Below are 20053 nucleotides of genomic sequence, written 5' to 3'. Positions count from 1 at the left end.
CAACCAAAGCTGCGTTACTTGGTGTTGCGCGGGTCAATCCAGCCGATATTCCCGTCATCCCGACGGTATACGACATTCACGCCCGCATGTCCTTCATTGCGAAACACCAGAAACTTCTGACTGCTCAGCTCCAGTTGCATCACGGCCTCACCCACGGTGATCGACGGAATCTTGGCTTCCATCTCGGCAATGATGATCGGTTGCGGAACGCCGTTGTCGTCGTCTTCCGGCTCTTCGGTTGGAGCGAGGATATAGGACGCAGCGCCGCCGAATTCAACAGGGGCCGGACGGTTGTGATGGTGGTTGCGGATGCGCCGTTTGTAACGCCGCAACTGCTTGTCCATCTTTTCGCGGCAGGATTCGAAGGCAGCGTAAATCTCGGTCGCGTGACCCTTGGCTTGGGCGTTCAGCCCGGTGGACAGATGGATTACCGATTCGCAAACGAACTCATGCGCGGATTTGGAAAAAACGATGACGGCTTCGGTCGGGCGCTGAGCATATTTCTCAACCACCTCGCCCAATTCGGACTTCACATGGGTCTGCAAAGCCTCGCCGATGTCGATTTGTTTTCCACTGATCTGGTAGCGCATGATGCCTCCTTTAGCGCATAGCGTCATAGACTTCCGCAAGACACGGAAGGGTTGACACTCTTTGATTTACAGGACGTTAACGAACCCAATCGCCACAGGTCGCGGGGCCTTTTGGTGGCCGCTTCTGTCTGGTTGGGCAAGGCGCAATGGGCTCGCATCCTTAACATTTGGGGATGCGTGGGGGCACTTGTCAACAGGGCTGTCACGCCATTGTCAAACTTGCGCTAGATGATGCGGAAATTCTCACCCAGATAGACGCGACGCACCATTTCGTCTTTGACGATTTCCTCTGTGGTGCCGGTTTTCAGCACGCCGCCGTCGTGCAGGATGTAGGCACGGTCGACGATCTCGAGCGTTTCACGCACGTTGTGGTCGGTGATCAGCACGCCGATGCCGCGCGATTTCAGATCGTGAACAAGGTGGCGGATTTCCCCCACAGCGATCGGGTCCACCCCTGCGAAGGGTTCATCCAGCAGCAGATATTTCGGATCAGCCGCCAGACAGCGCGCGATTTCGACTCGGCGGCGTTCACCACCCGACAGCGCCAGTGCAGGGGCGCGGCGCAGGTGGGTGATCGAAAACTCGGACAGCAGTTCTTCCAGCCGTTCGCGCCGCTTGTGGTGATCTTTCTCGCGGATTTCCAGCACGGCAAGGATGTTATCCTCCACCGACAGGCCGCGAAAGATCGAGACCTCTTGCGGCAGATAGCCGATACCCAGTTGCGCGCGGCGATACATCGGCAAGCTGGTGACATCGCGGCCATCAATCACCACTTGGCCGCTTTCGGGCGTAACCAAGCCTGCGATGGTGTAAAAGGTGGTGGTCTTGCCGCAGCCGTTTGGCCCGAGCAAAGCCACCACTTCGCCCCGGTTCAGATGCAGCGAGACATCGCGGATCACCGGGCGGCGTTTGTAGCTTTTGCGGATGTGGCGGATCGACAGGCCCGCGTCCCCGTGGGTGACGGTCAGGTCTGGCATCACTTCTTCCCCGGCACGAAGGTCGTTTTCACCCGGCCCTCCATGCGACCAAGGCCAGTTTTCAGATCAATCACCAGTTTGCCCGCCGACATGGCGGCCTGCCCTTGGGTCAGCAGCACGTTGCCGGTCATCACCACCTCACCGCTGGCAATGGTATAAACCGCGTTATCGGCCTGTGCGGCATCGGTCGCGTTCACCAGCAGCACATTGCCCGAAGCATAGAGCGTCTCGATACTGGTCTTGTCGGCACCGTAGGCCACGCGCACCTCATTCGCCGACAGTTTCATCGCGCCCTGCGATACCACCACGTTGCCGGAAAACACCGCTGTGCCATCGGCCTGGTTCACCGTCAGCGTATCCGCATTCATTTCGACCTGCGCCGTCGTGTCACCCTTCAGCCCACCGAACGCCACTTGCGCGCCTTCGGCCAAAGCAGATTGCGCCAAGGTCAATACCAGCGCGGCGGAACAAGCGATATGACGAAGCATCGGAAAATCCTGTTATCTCTTGGGCTGGTATAGCAGCCGCACATTACCGTTGAAAACCAGAAGATATGGACCGGCAGCGCCTTGCTGCGAAAGCACCATATGATCCGCCGTCAGTTGCCCGCCGGGGCCAATCGCGCTGATCGTGCCACGGCTTTCAACGCGGGTCGTTTCCGTGGAAACCCCGAAGCCGGGCGCTTGCACGACATAGCCGTTCGATGCGCGCAATTCAGCCCCATCGGTCAGCTCGATCAGCTTTTGTGCAGAGTTCAGCGCCACCGCGCCTGATGCGAGGTCTGTCTTGGCACCATCTGGGGTTTGCAAAACCCCCTGCACCAGTTTCAAGGCGCCGCCTTCCGCTGTTGGCTTGGCCTCGTTCGCCTGAATGCTCAGCGAGGCGCCGTCCGAGGTCATACCGGCAAAGCCCGCATCGGTCATTTTTGGGTCGCGCAGGCGATCTTCCACGTCAACCGAGGCATAGGGGATCGCGTCTTCGGGGTTGATCTTGCGTGAGAACAAAAACAGCGTCGACAGCAGCACCAGCGCGATCAGCGGCAGCAATACTTTCAGCACCGATACCAAGCGCGAATGCCATTTATCCCGGCGCGGAATCGGCATCAGACCACCCCCGCGCGCAAACAGTCGTGGATATGCACTATGCCAAGCGGCTGACCGGGCAGGGCGGGATCAACCGCGAACAGGCAGGTGATCTTGCGTTCGTTCATCACCAGCACCGCCGCTTCGGCCAAAGCATCGGGGGCCACAGTGCGCGGATTGCGCGTCATCACCGCACCCGCGGTCAGGCTGAGCAAGCCATCCATGTGACGCCGCAAGTCGCCATCGGTGATGATGCCCGCCAGCGCGCCAGCCTCTGTGACGCCCACCACGCCAAAGCCCTTTTGGCTGATCACCAGCAAAGCCTCGGTCATCGGCGCTGTGGCATCTATCAGCGGCAGATCGGCGTGCATCAGATCGCGCACCTTCAGCAGTTTCGCGCCCAGTTTCCCACCCGGATGGAACATGCGGAAATGTTCGGGTGTAAAGGCGCGGTGTTCCATCAGGGCCACCGCCAACGCATCGCCCAAAGCCAACATCATCGTGGTTGAAGTTGTTGGCACGATGCCGGTTTCACAGGCTTCGGGGGCTTCGGGCAACAGAATCGCTGCATCCGATTGCCGCACCAGCGTGCTATCGGCCCGTGAAGCGACGGCAATCAACGGGATTCCGAAACGGCGGGTGTGGGCGATGATATCGGCCAGTTCCACCGTCTCGCCCGAGTTTGACAAGACCAGTGCCACATCGCCCTTGGTCAGCATCCCCAGATCGCCATGGCTGGCCTCGCCGGGATGCACGAAATGTGCGGGCGTGCCGGTGCTGGCCAGTGTTGCCGCGATCTTGCGCGCGACATGGCCGGATTTCCCCATGCCCGAGACGATCACCCTGCCGGTTGCCGCCAGGATCAGCTCTGCCGCCTGCGCAAAGGAAGGCTCCAGATGATCGGCTAGGATCATCAAAGCCTCGGCCTCGCGCCGGATAACGCGTTTGCCCGTAGTCAGCAGATCAGTGGTGGAAGAGGTCATTCGGCTCGTCCCATCCCAGAAGATCCAATTCGGCGCGGGTGGGCAGGAAATCAAAGCAACGCTGGGCCAGATCCAGACGGTCTTCGCGGATCAGAATAGCCTCGAGCGCCTTCATCAGCTTGTGCAGATACAGCACGTCTGATGCTGCATATTCCTTTTGCGCATCGGTCAGCACCGCCGATCCCCAATCCGAGGTCTGCTGCTGCTTGGAGACATCGACGCCCACCAGTTCGTTCAGCAGATATTTCAGCCCGTGGCGGTCGGTGAAGGTGCGGATCAGCTTGGCGGCAATCTTGGTGCACCAGACCGGCGCTGTCGTGACGCCAAACGCCTGCTTCATCGCGGCAATGTCAAAGCGGCCAAAGTGGAACAACTTGATCACCGCAGGGTCGGTCAGCAAAGCTTCAAGGTTCGGGGCCGATTTCTGACCGCGCGCGATCTGCACCAGATGCGCATTGCCATCGCCCGACGACAGTTGCACCAGACACAGCCTATCGCGCATCGGATTCAGGCCCATGGTTTCGGTGTCAATCGCCACAATCGGGCCAAGTTTCAGCCCTGCGGGCAGGTCGTTCTGGTAAAGATGAATGGCCACGGATGCCGCCTTTTGCAATGTCTTTGGTTGCCACGGTGATAGGCGCAAAGCCCCGCAAACTCAACCAGCGCCGCGTCGATTGACAGAACTGGGCGGTGGGGCGCAATGTCAGTGCATTGAACGGTTCTCAGAACCCCTTTTAACTGAGCGATAAATGCCAGTTATTTCAACCAGTGTTTCTGTATCAGCCGGAAACACCTGCGCACTGACGATTTCTGCGGGCGCAATTACCTGATCACTGCCCCAACATTTCTTGAGTCGGAAAACAGCTATGCCGTCGGCATCGACGCCAATATTGGTGCTGTGACGATCAATCTTGCGGGCTCGATCTTCTCAAGTCTGGGCTATTACGGCATCTTCCAGTTCGGCACCACCGATCCTTTGACGGTAAACATCCTGTCAACGGGCAGCATTTCTGGTGGGGCGATTGTGTCGGCGGGTTCTCAGCTTGCGCTGACCAATTATGGCTATCTCTACGGGCAAGACGCGGGGATCACATCGAGTTCTTTCGCGGACGTGCTGGCCAATCGCGGTGAAATTTTCACCACAGCCGGGTTCGCGGTTGCACTTGGCGGTGGCGCAGATGTGCTGACAAACTCAGGCCACATCACTGGTGATATCAATTTGGACTCTGGTGACGACCGTTTCTATGGCGGTGGCGGCAGCGTGCTTGGTTTTCTTGATCTGTCGAGCGGCAATGACGTTGTCGATCTGCGTGGGGCGCAGATTGACGGGACGGATTATGGCGGTGACGGCAATGATACATTCATCGTTGACGGAACCAGTTTTGATCTGTCCGAGGGTGTCGGGCTGGGCGTTGATCTGGTGAAATCCACCGTCAGTTTTGAATTGGGCGACAATTTTGATAATCTGACGCTGCTTGGCGCGGGCGATATCAACGGCACCGGCAACGCATTGGCCAACACAATTCTGGGCAACGGTGGGGACAACCGTCTGAACGGCGACTCGGGATCTGACAAGCCGTTTGGCGGCGCAGGCGATGACAGGGTGTTCGGAGACAGTGGCAATGACACGCTGTCGTCTGGAAGTGGCAACGATCTTCTGTCAGGCGGCATCGGCAATGATGTGATGGTGGGCGCGACCGGCGCAGACAGCCTTTTTGGCGGCGCGGGACGTGATGTGTTGACCGGCGATGTTGGAACGACGGGCAGCTATGAAGATGTATTCGTTTTCCAGAAAATCAGCGACAGCGCCAACAATGCGCTGTCCGACCGGATCAGCGATTTCCGCATTGGCGAAGACAAGATCGACCTTTCCGTCATTGACGCTCGATCCACCACGCCCGCCAATGACGCTTTCACGTTCGTCGCGGGCGCTTTCACGAATGTCGCGGGCCAGCTGCGGCTTCAGACCAGTGGCGCAGATACGTTTGTTCTGGGCGATGTGAATGGCGATGGCGTGGCGGATTTCCGTATCGTGCTGACCGGAAATCTGGCGCTGACCGCCTCGGACTTTATCCTGTAGTTCACAAGAAAAACGGCCCTAAAAACGGCCGTTCTACGATGCCGAGCGCACCAGACGCGCAGTGGCTTGCAGGGCCTTGAAAGCCTCGTATCGCGCCGCGTGAACACGGTTGTGCCGCCCCGTGCTGGGCGGAAAATCCTGTTTCAGCCGCGACATCGCCGCCATAGCCTGCGGGATCGTTGCATACTGCCCCGCCGCAACCGCCGCCAGAATCGCCGAGCCAAGCAGAACAGGCTCATCCGCCTCGGTTGCCACCACGGCAACGCCCGTGCTGTCCGCCAAGACCTGCCGCACCAGATCATGTTGGCCAGCGCCGCCGCTGATCATCACTCGCTGGATCGGCGCGCCATGCGCCGCTTGGGTGTCGATGATCTGGCGCAATCCGTAGCCGATGCCACACAGCCCCGCGATGTAAAGCTGCACAAGGCTTGTCAGATCCTCATCCATGCCCAGGCCCGCAATCAGTGCGCGGGCATGCGGGTCGGCGAAGGGCGCGCGGTTGCCGAGGAATTCTGGCACCACATGCACCCCACCCGCCAGATCAACTGCATCCGAGGCGGTGCTGACCCGCTCCAACGCCTGATTGGCCAGACAAACCGCCAGCGGTTGGCCCGCAGCTTTGGCGGCGGCGGCAGCCTCGGCATGCGCAGGGTGCAGTTTCAGCAGATGGTCGATGGCGGCACCTGCCGCTGATTGCCCGCCCTCGTTCAACCACATCCCCGGCACCATGGCCGAGAAATATGGGCCCCAGACACCAGGCACAAACTGCGGCGCTGCCGTGGTGGTCATCGTGCAGGACGAGGTGCCAAAGACATAGGCCATATTATCGGTCGCATCCGCCCCCATCGCCCCCACCGTGCCGACCCCACCCGCATGGGCGTCGATCAGTCCGGCGGCGACCTGGATTCCTGCAGGCAGGCCAAGGTCAAGCGCGGCTTGCGTGGTCAGCCCATCCGCCAATGCCGTGCCGGGTTCGACCATCTCGGTGCCGATGCGGGAAAAGCCTTCATCGGCCAACACACCCAAACCGATCTGCTGGAAATAGCCCGCATCCCAGCGCGCCTGATGCGCCAGATAGGTCCATTTGCAAGTGACGGTGCACGTAGACCGCGCGCGACTGCCGCTGGCTTTCCACGTCAGGAAATCTGCGAGGTCAAAGAAATCCGTGGCGGCGTTGAAAATCGCGGGGCGGTTCTCGCGCAGCCACAACAGCTTCGGCGTCTCCATCTCGGGTGAGATTACGCCGCCCACGTATTTCAGGACCTGGTGGCCCATGGCATTGATCCGCTCGGCCTGCGCCACCGCGCGGTGATCCATCCAGACGATGATGTTGCGCGCCGGGTCTTCCGAAGGCCCCACCGCCAACGGAACCCCGCCCGCGCCCAGCACGACAAGCGAACAGGTGGCATCAAAGCCGATCCCGCCCACCTGCGCCGGATCAATCCCCGATGCAGCAACTGCGGCCTTCACCGATTGGCAGACAGCATCCCAGATCTGATCCGAGGATTGCTCGACAATGGCGCCCGCCTCGCGCCACATCGTCACATCGGCCTTGGCCGAGGCCAGCATCGCGCCCTGCGCGTCGAATACCCCGGCGCGCGCGCTGCCCGTGCCTACGTCAATGCCGATCAGATACATGGTCTACAGGTCCACCGAATTGGGCAGGATCACCAGATCCCGGATCGTCACATTGCGCGGGCGCGTCAGCATGAACAAGACCGCATCGGCGACTTCCTTCGGCATCATCAGGCTGCCATTCGCCAAGGCCTCGTCCATCTTCGCCTTCGGCCAATCATCCAGCAAAGCAGTTACCACCGGGCCGGGGCAAACCGCGCCGATCCTGATGCCGTGCTTGGCAATCTGCCGCCGGACCGTATGCACAAAGGCCTGCACCGCGAATTTAGATGCGGTGTAGATCGGCTCCCACACCACTGGCACAATGCCCGCGATAGACGAGGTCATGATGATATCGCCGGTTTGGCGTTCGGTCATATGCGGCAGCACGGATTGGATCGCGCGGAACGAGGCGTTGATGTTCAGGTTCAGCATGCGGTCCCACACATCCGGGTCGCCGTTTACCACATCACCGCCGACATAGGCCCCGGCATTGGCATGGAAGATGTCCAACTGTCCGGCCTTGGCAAGGATTTGCGGCATCATGCTGGCGACACTGGTGGGGCTGGTCAGATCAATCACCAGGGGGATGGCATTGGGGCCAAGCTCGGCACAAAGCGCGGCCAGCTTGTCCTCAGCCCTGTCAATCAGCACCACTTTCGCGCCCGCTTGCAGCATGGACCGCGCACATTCCAGCCCGATCCCCGAGGCCGCCCCGGTGACAGCCGCGACTTTTCCGTTCAATTCACTCGACATGGTTTCATTCCTTGAAGATGTCAGGCCGGACAGATGCCCGGCCCAATGAGCGCCATTTAGCCCCGGCCGTGCGAGGCGCGGCTTTGGCGGGCAAGGCTGTCAACGATCACTGCAATGGCCAGCACGGCCCCGGTGATCATGTAGCGAAAGGACGAGTTCAGGTTCAAAAGCGTCAGGCCGTTGGCAATCGACTGGATCACGATGATCCCGAGCAGCGCCGAAAACGCCGACCCCCGACCACCGAACAGACTGGTGCCACCGATCACCGCCGCTGCGATGGCGTTCAGGTTCACATCGCCCGTTCCGGCCTGTTGGCTGGACGATGCCAAGCGTGCTGCCGACAACACACCCCCCAGCGCGGCCAGTGCCGAACACAGCATGAAGGCGCTGATATAGATGCCGCGCACATTGATGCCTGCGCGCCGCGCCGCTTCGGCATTGCCGCCCACGGCTTTCATCGAGCGGCCCCATTGCGTGCGGGTCAGCGCGTAGTTCATCGCCAACACCAGTGCGACGAACAGCGCAAACATCCACGGCACACCGCGACCTAAGGACAGGTATGCGACGATCGCCACCAGCGCCACAGTAGTCAGGGCTGCCTTGATCACCAGTGCGGTGGACGACCCCGCTGAAAGATTGGCCGCGCGCCGCCGCGCATTGGTCGAACGCCCCACCACCAGCATGACAATCCCCGGTATCACCGCAAGGCTGTAGGACAGCCAAGCGGGCAGGATCATCAACTGGCCGAACTCGACCATTTTCGACCCATAGGGCAGGTTGATCGACCCCGTCGCGCCGAGCATATATAGCTGCAGGCCCAGTAACGCGAGCAGCCCTGACAGGGTTGAGACGAAGCTCGGCATCCCCAGCCGATTGCGCAACGTGGCATACACCGCCCCGATCAGCGCACCCAAAGCAACAGCCGTGCCGATGGCCACGGGTAACGGCACGCCCTGATTGACCCAGATCACCCCGATCATGGCAGAGCCGACCCCGCTCATCGAGCCGACCGAAAGATCAATTTCGCCCAGCATCAGCACACAGACGATGCCAAGTGCTATGACTCCGGTGGTCGAGCAATCGAACAGCAGGTTCACAAGGTTATTCGGCGACAGGAAAATCGGGTTCAGCGCGGTAAACACCGTCCAGATGATCGCCAAACCCACCACCACGGGCAAAGACCCCAGATCGCCAGATTTCACCCGATCCATGAAGGCTTTGATCGTGCCGGAAAGCCCGCTGGCATGGGTCACGCGTGCATCGGCGCGGTCTAATTGCTGGCTCATGCTTGTTCTCCTGCGGCTTCACGCAACCGCTCGGCGCGGCGGGATACGGCGTTGTCGGTGGCGCCGGTAATCGCGCCCACAAGTTCTTGATTGCTGGCATCCGGCGTGAACACGCCATTGTTGCGCCCCAGCCGCAGCACCACGATGCGGTCAGCCACGGCGCGCACGTCTTCCATGTTGTGACTGATCACGATCACGCCCAAACCCTTGTCGCGCACGCGCTCAATCAGGTTCAAAACCTCGGCCGTCTGCGCCACGCCCAGTGCCGCCGTGGGTTCGTCCAGCATGATGATCTTGGGGTTCAGCAGCAGCGAGCGTGCAATCGCCACCGTCTGCCGTTGACCACCCGAAAGCGAGGCAATCGGTTCGCGCACCGAAGGGATGCGGGCGGCGAGTTCATTCAGCAGGGTCCAGGCGCGCACCTCCATCGCGACTTCGTCCAGCCGCAACGGGTTCAACTCTTGCCCCAAAAAGATATTCGCCACCACATCCAGATTTTCGCACAGCGCCAGATCCTGAAACACCGTCGCGATGCCCAATTGCAGCGCGGCGGAGGGGCTGTTCATCGATACGGGTTTGCCCTGAAACTCAATGCTGCCCGAGGTCGGCTGATGCACCCCTGCCAGCACCTTGACCAAGGTGGATTTGCCCGCACCGTTGTCGCCGACCAAGGCCACGACCTCGCCCGCGCGCACGTCAAGTTCAATATCTGTCAGCGCCGAGACCGCGCCGAAATTCTTGGAAATACCACGCAGTGAAAGCAACACCTCGCCCGGTTCTTTGCGAGTCTTGGATATGCGGGTCTGGGATTGGTCCGACATGGCGGCTCCTTTGCAGAACTGAAGGAACCGTCTGGGCCGGGGAGGGCGGCCCAGACGGTAGGGAGGCGGTTACTTGATACCAAGCTCCGCGCAACCAGCGGCATAGCGATCGACACACAGTTCGGCTGCGGTGTTGATGCCCTTGTCGATGATCTCGGCCTTCAGGTTTTCACGGGTGACAACCGCCGGGACGAACAGTTGCGATGGGGTGTCATACAGGCTCATCTCGGCCTTCGGGGTCTCGCCATTCAGGAACTGCACAGCAATTTGCGCGGCAGCCGCTGCCACGATTTCCGAGGGTTTCGAGATGGTGTTGTATTGATCCCCTGCGATGATCAGTTGCAGCGCTGCGATGGTCGCGTCGTTGCCGGTCACTGGTGGCACCGGGTCTACACCCGCCGCCTTGAATGCGGCAACCGCACCGCCGCCGGTTCCGTCATTTGCGGCCACCACACCGATGATATCGGCGCCAAAGCGGGTGATCTGGCCTGCTGCCCATTCCTGCGCTTTCGGCGGTGCCCATTCCGGCGTGTCGAACTCGGCCAAGGTCTTGTAACCCGAAGCGGCGATGCCCTCGTGAATACCGTCCTTGATCAGCCCGGCTGCCGCATCGGTGGGCGAGCCATTGATCTGCAACACGCCGCCTTCGTCGGTGGGCAGGCCCAGCTCTTTCAGGTGGTTCATCAGCGATTCCGCAATCGCCTTGCCGATGCCCTTGTTGTCGAACGACACATAGTAATCCGCAGGCTTGTCCGGGATCGGGCGGTCATAGGCGATCACCTTCACGCCTTGGCTTTGCGCAATCGCCACCATGGCGGCTGCGGCAGAGCTGTCCACCGGATCGAGCACGATGACTTTCGCGCCTTGGGTGATCACCGAGTTGAACTGCTGCTGCTGCAGGTTCGCGTCAGCGGTGGCGTTCTGGTAGATCACCGTGCAATCGGGGCACAGCTTTTTCATCTCGGCCTGGAAGCCGGGGAAATCGTGCTGCTCATAGCGGGTCGAGGCCTGGTCGGGCATCAGAAATGCCACTGTGCCCGCGGTTTGCGCGAAAGCACTGCCGCTGATCAAGGCGGTAGACAGCGCCAAGCCACCCAGCAGATGCGATTTGGAAAGTGTCATTGGTCATCCTCCATGTTGACCGTTTCTATAACTTCGGGCGCTGGTCATCGCCCAAAGCGGTTGGCCGGTTCAGGCAAAGCATGGCCATGCGAGGGCAGAAGAACCTGCCGCCGTTACCATCCTGCCGAAACCAAAGCCGGGTATTCGCCGCAAACCTAGAGGTCTCCTCCTTCCCCAAGGGTTCTTGGCCGAAATCGTTGTGTCAGGCCGCGATGGCCGTCTTTTCGTTCTCCGCCAGCAAATCGCGAAACCGAGAGGGCGTCATGCCCTTCTGCGCCTGAAACTGCCGGTTAAAGTTGGATATGTTGTTGAAACCAGACGAAAAACACACATCAGTGATCTTCATCTCATCGCGCCCCATCAGCAACTGACAAGCCAGATTGATCCGCAAGCGGTTGACGTATTTCACCAGTGCCTGCCCGGTATGCCGCCGGAAACTGCGCGAAAACGCCGAAGGCGACAGCCCGGCAATCGCCGCCAGATCGGTTTCGGTGAAGGGTTCCGTCAGATTGGCGTTGATATAGGCCAATGCCTCGTTGATGCCGGTAGACATAAAGCCCGAAGGGTCAGGCAGATAGCTGGCAGAGGTCAATGTGGTGATCTCGGCGCGCTGCAACACACCCAGCAGGCCCACAAACAACTCGATCCGGCGGATGCCCTGTGCTGTCACCAACTCGGCCATCAGCGGCGCGGCAAGTTCAGCAGTGGCGGGGCTGAACAAAGCGCCACGGCGGCTTTTCTCCAGCATGTCGCGGCAGGCAGCAAGCTCGGGGAACAACGCCATTGCGTCACCGATGAATTCTTCGGTGAATTGCAACACCCGGCCGCGCAGCGGCACACTTTCACCCTCGGCCAGATGGCTGACCCAGTTGTGTGGCAGGTTCGGTCCGGTCAAAATCAGATTGCCCGGTTCAAAATTGCCGATGAAATCGCCCACGAAGTAATGACCCGACGTGGCCACCACATGATGAATCTCGTATTCCGGGTGAAAATGCCAGCGCACCGTGTGATACGGATAGCCATGCGCCCAGGCCTTGAAAGATTCCGAGCGCCCAATCTGGACAACCTCTAGATCCGGTTTCATCCGCGTCTCCTCCCTGCGCAAGTCCATGGCTCGGGGCCGTGGTGTTTGCGTCGCAGTGCCCGGTTGGTTTTGCCGTGACACACTGGAAAGGTAACAGGCAGATTCATCTCAGACTACTACGGCAGCACGCGCAGCCTGATACTTTTTTGCTCTTTTTGCAGGAAATCGGTGACAATATCGTGCGTCGACGGGTTGTGCGCTTGTGGTGCGCTGCGGAGAATCACCGCTAGCTAAGGCACGCGCGCCAATCCCGCCTTGACCCGCCGTAGCGGAATCGAGGATTCAATTGAGGCGACACCGCGCACCTTGGTCAACCGCCCAACCAAAAAACGTTCAAACTCGGGCAATCCCGATGTGGCCACCCGCAGCAGATAATCCCGACTTCCGGTCATCAGCCAGCAATCAACCACCTCGGGAAAGTCGGCGATTGCGGCTTCAAACGTTGCCAATGCCTCATCCACCTGCTTGTCGAGTTGCACCGACACGAACACAGACACGCCAAATCCCAGCGCCGCCTCGTCGATCAGCGCGGCATATCCGGTGATGATCTGCGCCTGTTCCAACAGGCGCACTCGCCGTGCCACGGGGGATGGGCTGAGACCGACTTGGGCGCTTAGATCGTTGATGGTCAGCCGCCCGTCCTTCTGGAGAAGCCGCAGAATCGTGGTGTCAAAGGTATCAGGTTTGGCTGACATCACCAATTGCTCCGCGATATGTGACGATAGGCATCAAGTAGCAGCATTAAATTGCCTGAGATAGCCGGGATTCACCGTTGTGTCGGCGTTATACATATCCAAACAGAAATTGTTTCAGAGGATCCGGCGCCATGTCTCACCTGAAAACCATCGAGCAGCGCTTGTTGTGGCTGTCACATTGGATGATCCACCACGCCAACCACATCCGACCCAAGGCGGATGCGATCAAGATCGGCGGACATCAGGCCTCCAGCGCGTCGATGGTGTCGATCATGACGGCGCTGTATTTCTCGGCCATGCGGGTTGAGGACAGGGTCGCTGTGAAACCACATGCCGCGCCGATCTTTCATGCCATGCAGTATCTGATGGGTCATCTGCCGTTGGAAAAGCTGCAGAACTTTCGCGGCTTTCACGGTGTGCAGAGCTATCCCAGCCGTACCAAAGATGTGGATGATGTGGATTTCTCGACGGGTTCAGTGGGCCTTGGCGTGGCGATCACCTCATTTGCGTCCATCGTGCAAGACTACATCGCAGCGAAAACCTGGGGGCAGGAGCTGCCAATGGGCCGGATGGTGGCACTGGTCGGCGATGCGGAACTCGATGAGGGCAACATCTACGAATGTCTGCAAGAGGGCTGGAAACACGATCTGCGCAACACTTGGTGGATCATCGACTATAACCGTCAGTCACTGGACGGCATCGTGCGCGAAGGCCTGTTCGAGCGTATTGAAAAAATATTTCAAGCTTTCAGTTGGCAGGTCATCCGCATCAAATACGGCGCCCTGCAACACGCCGCCTTTGCCGAGCCGGGCGGTGCCGCGTTGCGCGCTTGGATCGACGCCTGCCCGAACCAGCTTTACGCAGCGCTCACCTTTCAAGGCGGGGCGGTCTGGCGGCAGCATCTGCTCGACGATCTTGGCGATCAAGGCGAGGTCAGCGCCCTGATCGCGCGCCGCAGCGATGCCGAACTGGCCGAGTTGATGGAAAACCTTGGCGGCAACTGCGTGCAGACCATGGCCGAAACCTTCGCCGCCATAGATCACGACCGCCCGACCTGCTTTCTCGCCTATTCGATCAAAGGCTGGGGCACGCCGATTGCGGGCCACAAAGACAACCACGGCGGTCTGATGACCAAAGCGCAAATGGCCGAATGGCAGGCGCATATGGGCGTGCCGGAAGGGCAGGAATGGGAACCCTTCGCCACCGTTGCCGACCCCAAAGCCCTGCAAGACTTCCTGTCCAAAGCGCCATTCTTCGCCAAAGGCCCGCGCCAATTCACTGACGCCGCCCTCCAAGTCCCACAAATCACCGCTGGGTCCGACCGCGACATTTCCACCCAGATGGGCTTTGGCAAAATCCTTGACGATCTGGCGAAATCCGACTCCGATCTCGCCGCCCGCATCGTCACCACCTCGCCCGATGTGACCGGCACCACCAACCTCGGCCCTTGGGTCAACTGCCGCAAACTGTTCGCGCGCACCGTCCAAGCCGACACGTTTCAAGATCAGAAGATTCCCTCCACCGCGAAATGGGAGTTTACGCCCGAGGGCCAGCATATCGAACTCGGCATCGCCGAGATGAATCTGTTTCTGCTGCTGGGCGCACTTGGCCTGTCCCACGCCCTGTTCGGCAAACGCCTGATCCCCATCGGCACGGTCTATGATCCCTTTGTTGCCCGTGGCCTCGATGCCTTGAACTACGCCTGCTATCAGGATGCTCGCTTTGTCATCGTCGGCACCCCGTCAGGCGTCACCCTTGCCCCCGAAGGCGGTGCGCATCAATCCATCGCCGCGCCCTTGATCGGCATGGCGCAAGATGGCCTTGCCGCCTTCGAGCCTGCCTTCGTCGATGAACTCGCCGTCATCATGGCGTGGGCCTTTGACTACCTGCAACGCGACGGCACCGGCGACCCGGATGAACGCACATGGCTGCGCGATGAAACCGGGGGCGCTGTTTATCTGCGGCTGTCCACCAATCCCATCGAGCAACCGGGCCAGCGCGCCGATCAAGCCTTTCGCCAAGGTGCCATCGACGGCGGCTATTGGCTGCGGCCACCGGGGCCGAACTGCGATGTGGTGATCGCCTACCAAGGCGTGATCGCCGAAACCCGCCGCGATGTGGGCGTGCTGGCCGTCACCTCGGCAGATCGGCTGAACGCGGGATGGACAGCCGCCCAGCGCGCCCGCGCCCGTGGTAACCCTGCCGCCATTTCACATATCGAACACCTGCTTGGCGCGCTTCCCGCCCATTGCACCCTGCTGACGGTGATCGACGGCCACCCGGCCACTTTGGCTTGGCTTGGCGGCGTGCGCGGCCATCGCACCATCCCGCTGGGGGTCGAGCATTTCGGCCAGACCGGCACCATTGGCGACCTTTACCGTCACTTCGGTATCGACGCCGCCAGCATGGTCGAACGCATCGCGAGCCTGACAGCGGGCGCGCGCCCCGCAGGTCATTAGCCCGCCGTGCCGTCCTGCTTCAGAATAACCATCGTCGTGGTTTCGGCCACGGCGGGGATGGATTGCAGCACATCGCGGATGAAAATCCCCAGCGCCTCAATATCGCGCACCCAGATGCGCAGCATGTAATCCAGATTGCCCGTCACCAGCAGACATTCGGTGATCTCGGGATGTCGCGCCACCGCCGACAGAAACTCGCGTGTTCCTTCCGGCCCGTGCCGCGCCAACCGCACCGAGACCAGCACGCAGACGTTCAGCCCCAAAGCCCGCCGATCAATCTGCGCGGCATAGCCGGTGATCACCCCGGCCTCCTCCATCCGCTTCACCCGTCGCGCGCAAGGGGTCGGCGACAGCGCCACCCGATCCGCCAGATCCAGCATCGAAATCCGCCCGTCGCGCCGCAGCACATCCAGAATCCGGTGATCCATCGAGTCGAGATCAAGCATAGTGAGATTCCCTCAGAAATACGGGTTTCTGGGTGAATACCTTCAACATAACCGACAAAACTGCAAGTCTTTGCAGACCTTCGCCAGCAATCCTGTCCTACCCTTTCCGGCAAACCCCTCATCTCGGAGCGCGCCATGCCCGCCTATATCGTCTGCACCATGATCATCCACGATCCCGAAACTTACCGCAAATACACCGCCCTCACCCCCGCCACTCTGGCGCGCTACGGCGGCAAGTTCCTGACGCGCGGCGAGGCTATTGTTTCGCTGGAGGGCCCGGCCTTTACCCATCGTCAAGTCCTGCTGGAATTCCCCGACACCAATGCAGCACAGGCTTGGTATAACGACGCCGATTATCAAAGCGCCTCGGCCTTCCGCCGCATGGCGTCCAAGGGCCAGATGTATCTGCAAGCGGGCAGCGACAACACCGCCGCCCCCGATCCGAAGGTGTAGCATGGATCTGCAGCTGACAAGGAAAACGGCGCTGGTGTTCGGCGGCTCGCGCGGTTTGGGTCGCGCCATCGCGGCTGATCTGGTGGCCGAAGGCGTGCGCGTGGTGATTGTCGCGCGGGATGCCGCACGGGTGAAGCGCGTCGCCGCCGAGATCGGCTGCCTTGCGCTGCCCGGTGATCTGGCCACCCCCGGCGCAGGGGCAGCCTTGGTGCAGACCGCCACCGATCTGCTGGGCGGCGGCCCTGACATCCTTGTCACCAACAGCGGCGGCCCGCCCACCGGCAGCTTTGCCGCCACCAATACCGCCGCATGGCAGACCGGCTTTCAGGCGCTGTGGCTGGCGGCGGTCGAGTCCATGCAGGCCGCCTTGCCCGCGATGCAGGCGAAAGGCTGGGGCCGCATCCTTGCCGTCACCTCCATCGCCGCGAAAGAGCCGCAGCCGGGTCTGGTGATCTCCAACGCTCTGCGGGCTGGTCTGCTGGGGATGCTCAACACCCTGTCGCGTGAAGTGGCGGGGCAGGGCATCACCGTCAACGCCCTGCTGCCCGGCTACACCAACACCGACCGCATGGCAGAACTTGGCGTCGATAACGCCACGATGGGGCCGAAAATCCCCGCTGGACGCTTGGGCGAACCCGCCGAGTTTGCCGCCCTCGCCACCTTCCTTGCCTCAGGCCGTGCGTCCTACATCACCGGGCAAGCCATCGCCGTGGATGGAGGTTTGCTGCATGGCATCTGAAACATCCCGCCGCCCGGCCTTTGCCAAATGGCTGGGCGACACCAATGATGTGACGCAAATCTTCCTGTCGGCAGGCCAAATCCCCGGCCTGATCAACATGGCAGGCGGCCTGCCCGATCCGCAAACTTGGCCGATCAAAGCCATGTCCGATCTGGCGGCGAAAGCCGTGCAAGATCACCCCACCGACGCGCTCGCCTATGCCCCGATCGAAGGCCTGCCCGCCCTGCGCGATCTGATCGCCGCCCGTTTCAGCGCCCCCGGTCTTCTCCTCTCCCGCGAAAACGTGCTGATCACATCCGGCGGGATGCAGGGGCTTGATCTGATCGGCAAGGTGCTGCTGGAGGAAGGCAGCCTGATCGCCGCGCAAACCCCGGCCTATCTTGGTGCATTGGATGCGTGGCGTCCGCGCCGCCCCAGCTATCGCCCGATGCGGTTGGATGCCAATGACTTCGCACCCGAAACCGCCCTGCACGGTACGCAATTCGCCTATACCGTGCCGAATTTCTCTAACCCCACCGGGCGCTTGGTGCCGCTGGCCGATCGTCAGGCGTTAGTCGCCGCTGCGCAAGCCACTGGCACTTGGCTGATCGAGGATGACCCCTACGGCACGCTTTACTACGACAGCGCCCCCTTGGCGCGTATGCTGACGCTTGCGGCGACGGGCGGGGCCTATGATGGCCCGGTGATCTACCTTGGCACCCTGTCCAAAGAACTCGCCCCCGGTTTTCGCGTTGGTTGGGTGATCGCAGCCCCTGAAATGATCCAAGCCCTTGTGATGGCGAAGCAAGGCTCTGACATGTCCACCTCTGGCATCGGCCAGCGCATCACGCTGGATGCTTTCGCCTCTGGCCTGACTGACAGTATCCTGCCCAACATCCTGAACCTCTACCGCGACCGCCGCGATGCGCTGTGCGCCGCGATGCGAACCCATCTCGCCGACCTGTTCGATTGGCAAACACCGGAAGGCGGCATGTTCGTCTGGGCCACCGCCCGCAATCCGGCGCTGAACACCGACCATCTGCTGCGCGCCGCCCTTGCCAATGGCACCTGCATCACGCCCTCCAGCGTGTTCGACCCCACAGGGCAGAACCGCCGCGCCATCCGCATCAACTTCACCTTCAACCCGCCCGAAAAACTGACCGAAGGCATCCGCCGTCTGGCCACCGCCACCCGCGCCTGCCTTGCCGAAGCCGCCTGATCCACCTGAACCAAGAAAGGGACTGCCATGCACCTGAAGTCGTATCTGCCGCTCGCCACGCTGTTTGCCTTGGCGCTGGGCACCGCCGCCCAAGCCGAAGACCCCGGCCTGTGGAAAGTCTATAACGACAGCTTAAAATCGGCGAAATATGTCGATCTGACCCACACCATCACCCCCGACATTCCGGTCTGGGCGGGCTTTGGTGGCCCCACCTTTGCGCCCGCCACCGCTGGCGTCGCGACGGAGGGCTATGTCGCCAAGGGCGATGCCTTCACCTACGAAAAGCATGGGTTCGAAGCCACAAACTACATCCTGCGGACCGATCAGCTTGGCACGCAGCTGGACCCGCCAGCACATTGGGCCCCGGAATATCCGGCGATTGATGAACTGCCTGCCACCTACACTTTGCGCCCGTTGGTGGTGATCAACATGGAGCCGCAAGTTGAAAAGGACTTTGGCTATGCGCTGAAAGTCTCGGATATCGAGGCGTTCGAGGCGGAATATGGCCGTATCCCCGAAGGCTCGGTGGTGATGGTGCGCTCGGGCTGGTCGAAAGGTTGGCCGGACAAAGAATTTGCGGCCCGCGCGCCATTCCCCGGTGTCAGCCTTGATGCGCTGAAATTCCTGCATCTGGAACGCCACATCCTGTTCCACGGCCACGAGCCTTTGGATACCGACGCCACGCCCACGCTGGAAGGCGAATACTGGCTGATGCACAACGGCTTTGCCCAGGCCGAGGGCGTCGCCAATCTCGATAAAGTCCCGCCAGTGGGTGCGCTGGTCGCCATCGGTTTCCCGAAATTCGGCGGCGGTTTGGGCGGCTATGCCCGTTACATCGCGATCTGCCCGCCGGATTGGAAATATGGCGTCTCGGTTGGCGAAGTCGCTGAAGCGCCGCTGCCGAAATCCGACAAGCCGCTTGCTTTTGATGAAAAGCTTGGCATGCGCGTGCGGAAATAGCCCATCAGCCAGCCGCCACCCCGGCGGCTGGCCCACTACTCAAGGACAGCACATGCCCGTCACACAAGCCAATCCAACGCTTGACGCCATACCACACGAGCTGCTGGCCCGCTGGCAGCGCATCCCTGTCTCGGTGGCGGTTGATCTGGTCCCCACGCAGCAAATCAGCCCGCTGATCCGCCCCCTGCGCCCCGCAGGCCAACAACCCCGCCTCTGCGCCCGCGCTGTCACCGTCCACTGCACCGCCCCCGATTTCGGCGCGGTGCTGCATGCCATCGGCCAAACCGGCGCGGGACAGGTCTTGGTAATCGCCGCCGCAGGCCATGCCGCACATGCGATGATCGGCGACGTTCTGGGAGGACAACTCCACACCCAAGGCGCGGCGGGCATTGTCTGCGACGGTGCTATTCGCGACACGGGCACCCTTGCCGGTCTGGATAACTTCGCCGTCTACAGCCGAGCGATCACCCCGCGTGGCCCGACCGGAGCCGACCATGGCGCAGTCAATGTTCCCGTCAGCTTTGGCGGCATTGTCGTGCAACCCGGTGATCTGATCTTGGGCGACGACGATGGCCTTGTCGCTCTTCCCGTGACCAGTCTTGCCGAACTGATCGACGTTGCCGAGGCCAAACTGCGGCTAGAGGCCGAATGGAGCCGCCGTCTGGCCGCAGGTGATCCGGTCAGCAGCATCTTCAGGCTCGACTGAAC

Annotated in this window: 21 protein-coding genes; 7 read left to right on the top strand and 14 right to left on the bottom strand. The window is 61.0% G+C overall.

Annotated elements, in window-relative coordinates:
- Window positions 1-14 precede the first annotated feature (14 nt).
- The 6 genes from hpf to ACFOGH_RS14200 all read right to left on the bottom strand — a co-directional run bounded on the left by hpf (window position 15) and on the right by ACFOGH_RS14200 (window position 4227).
- Complete coding sequence (gene hpf, locus ACFOGH_RS14225; protein WP_380073736.1) at window positions 15-590, bottom strand: ribosome hibernation-promoting factor, HPF/YfiA family; 576 nt, start codon at window positions 588-590, stop codon at window positions 15-17.
- Between the two features lie 224 nt (window positions 591-814).
- Window positions 815-1567 (bottom strand): LPS export ABC transporter ATP-binding protein, encoded by a 753-nt coding sequence (gene lptB, locus ACFOGH_RS14220; RefSeq protein ID WP_380073734.1) that lies wholly within the window; start codon window positions 1565-1567, stop codon window positions 815-817.
- Window positions 1567-2055, bottom strand: coding sequence for an LptA/OstA family protein (locus ACFOGH_RS14215; RefSeq protein WP_380073733.1), 489 nt, complete (start codon window positions 2053-2055; stop codon window positions 1567-1569). Before ACFOGH_RS14215 ends, lptB begins: the two co-directional genes overlap by 1 nt.
- A 12-nt stretch (window positions 2056-2067) precedes the next feature.
- On the bottom strand, window positions 2068-2670 hold the full coding sequence (locus ACFOGH_RS14210; protein WP_380073732.1) for a hypothetical protein: 603 nt from the start codon (window positions 2668-2670) through the stop codon (window positions 2068-2070).
- Entirely contained in the window at window positions 2670-3632 is a 963-nt protein-coding gene (locus ACFOGH_RS14205) for a KpsF/GutQ family sugar-phosphate isomerase (protein ID WP_380073731.1), read from the bottom strand. Before ACFOGH_RS14205 ends, ACFOGH_RS14210 begins: the two co-directional genes overlap by 1 nt.
- Window positions 3613-4227, bottom strand: coding sequence for a ribonuclease D (locus tag ACFOGH_RS14200; protein WP_380073730.1), 615 nt, complete (start codon window positions 4225-4227; stop codon window positions 3613-3615). The genes ACFOGH_RS14205 and ACFOGH_RS14200 overlap by 20 nt, the downstream gene beginning before the upstream one ends.
- 303 nt (window positions 4228-4530) lie before the next feature.
- Here ACFOGH_RS14200 and ACFOGH_RS14195 point away from each other — a divergent pair, with 303 nt between their 5' ends.
- On the top strand, window positions 4531-5712 hold the full coding sequence (locus tag ACFOGH_RS14195) for a calcium-binding protein (protein WP_380073729.1): 1182 nt from the start codon (window positions 4531-4533) through the stop codon (window positions 5710-5712).
- A gap of 33 nt (window positions 5713-5745) precedes the next feature.
- Here the strand turns inward: ACFOGH_RS14195 and ACFOGH_RS14190 are convergent, their stop codons facing one another.
- The 7 genes from ACFOGH_RS14190 to ACFOGH_RS14160 form a co-directional block, all read right to left on the bottom strand.
- Window positions 5746-7350: an FGGY-family carbohydrate kinase gene (locus ACFOGH_RS14190; RefSeq protein WP_380073728.1), complete on the bottom strand. Its 1605-nt coding sequence runs from the start codon at window positions 7348-7350 to the stop codon at window positions 5746-5748.
- Window positions 7351-7353: 3 nt separating this feature from the next.
- A complete protein-coding gene (locus tag ACFOGH_RS14185; RefSeq protein WP_380073727.1) occupies window positions 7354-8082 on the bottom strand; it encodes an SDR family oxidoreductase in 729 nt (242 codons plus the stop codon).
- A 56-nt stretch (window positions 8083-8138) separates the two neighbouring features.
- Complete coding sequence (locus ACFOGH_RS14180; protein WP_380073726.1) at window positions 8139-9368, bottom strand: sugar ABC transporter permease; 1230 nt, start codon at window positions 9366-9368, stop codon at window positions 8139-8141.
- Window positions 9365-10189, bottom strand: coding sequence for an ATP-binding cassette domain-containing protein (locus ACFOGH_RS14175; protein ID WP_380073725.1), 825 nt, complete (start codon window positions 10187-10189; stop codon window positions 9365-9367). Before ACFOGH_RS14175 ends, ACFOGH_RS14180 begins: the two co-directional genes overlap by 4 nt.
- Before the next feature lie 69 nt (window positions 10190-10258).
- Window positions 10259-11311, bottom strand: a complete 1053-nt coding sequence (locus tag ACFOGH_RS14170; RefSeq protein ID WP_380073724.1) for an ABC transporter substrate-binding protein — start codon at window positions 11309-11311, stop codon at window positions 10259-10261.
- A gap of 202 nt (window positions 11312-11513) precedes the next feature.
- A complete protein-coding gene (locus ACFOGH_RS14165) occupies window positions 11514-12395 on the bottom strand; it encodes an AraC family transcriptional regulator (RefSeq protein ID WP_380073723.1) in 882 nt (293 codons plus the stop codon).
- Window positions 12396-12625: 230 nt separating this feature from the next.
- A complete protein-coding gene (locus ACFOGH_RS14160) occupies window positions 12626-13090 on the bottom strand; it encodes an Lrp/AsnC family transcriptional regulator (RefSeq protein WP_380073722.1) in 465 nt (154 codons plus the stop codon).
- Between the two features lie 131 nt (window positions 13091-13221).
- Between ACFOGH_RS14160 and ACFOGH_RS14155 the strand changes: the two genes are divergently transcribed.
- Window positions 13222-15549 (top strand): transketolase, encoded by a 2328-nt coding sequence (locus tag ACFOGH_RS14155; RefSeq protein ID WP_380073721.1) that lies wholly within the window; start codon window positions 13222-13224, stop codon window positions 15547-15549.
- Here ACFOGH_RS14155 and ACFOGH_RS14150 read toward each other — a convergent pair.
- A complete protein-coding gene (locus ACFOGH_RS14150) occupies window positions 15546-15995 on the bottom strand; it encodes an Lrp/AsnC family transcriptional regulator (RefSeq protein ID WP_380073720.1) in 450 nt (149 codons plus the stop codon). The genes ACFOGH_RS14155 and ACFOGH_RS14150 overlap by 4 nt on opposite strands.
- A 135-nt stretch (window positions 15996-16130) precedes the next feature.
- Here ACFOGH_RS14150 and ACFOGH_RS14145 point away from each other — a divergent pair, with 135 nt between their 5' ends.
- From ACFOGH_RS14145 to ACFOGH_RS14125, 5 genes are read left to right on the top strand one after another with little or no spacing between them, the layout of a single operon-like run.
- A complete protein-coding gene (locus ACFOGH_RS14145) occupies window positions 16131-16448 on the top strand; it encodes a DUF1330 domain-containing protein (RefSeq protein ID WP_380073719.1) in 318 nt (105 codons plus the stop codon).
- Between the two features lies 1 nt (window position 16449).
- Window positions 16450-17187, top strand: coding sequence for an SDR family oxidoreductase (locus ACFOGH_RS14140; protein ID WP_380073718.1), 738 nt, complete (start codon window positions 16450-16452; stop codon window positions 17185-17187).
- Window positions 17177-18385 (top strand): aminotransferase-like domain-containing protein, encoded by a 1209-nt coding sequence (locus tag ACFOGH_RS14135; RefSeq protein ID WP_380073717.1) that lies wholly within the window; start codon window positions 17177-17179, stop codon window positions 18383-18385. Before ACFOGH_RS14140 ends, ACFOGH_RS14135 begins: the two co-directional genes overlap by 11 nt.
- A 27-nt stretch (window positions 18386-18412) precedes the next feature.
- The gene (locus ACFOGH_RS14130; protein WP_380073716.1) at window positions 18413-19345 is read left to right on the top strand and encodes a cyclase family protein; all 933 of its coding nucleotides are present in this window, start codon (window positions 18413-18415) and stop codon (window positions 19343-19345) included.
- Between the two features lie 52 nt (window positions 19346-19397).
- On the top strand, window positions 19398-20051 hold the full coding sequence (locus ACFOGH_RS14125; RefSeq protein ID WP_380073715.1) for an RraA family protein: 654 nt from the start codon (window positions 19398-19400) through the stop codon (window positions 20049-20051).
- Window positions 20052-20053: the final 2 nt, after the last annotated feature.

This window comes from Cypionkella sinensis (assembly GCF_042646385.1).
Taxonomy (GTDB): domain Bacteria; phylum Pseudomonadota; class Alphaproteobacteria; order Rhodobacterales; family Rhodobacteraceae; genus Cypionkella; species Cypionkella sinensis.
Note: the sequence above shows the minus strand (reverse complement) of the source record. Positions and strands in the feature narration are given on the sequence as shown.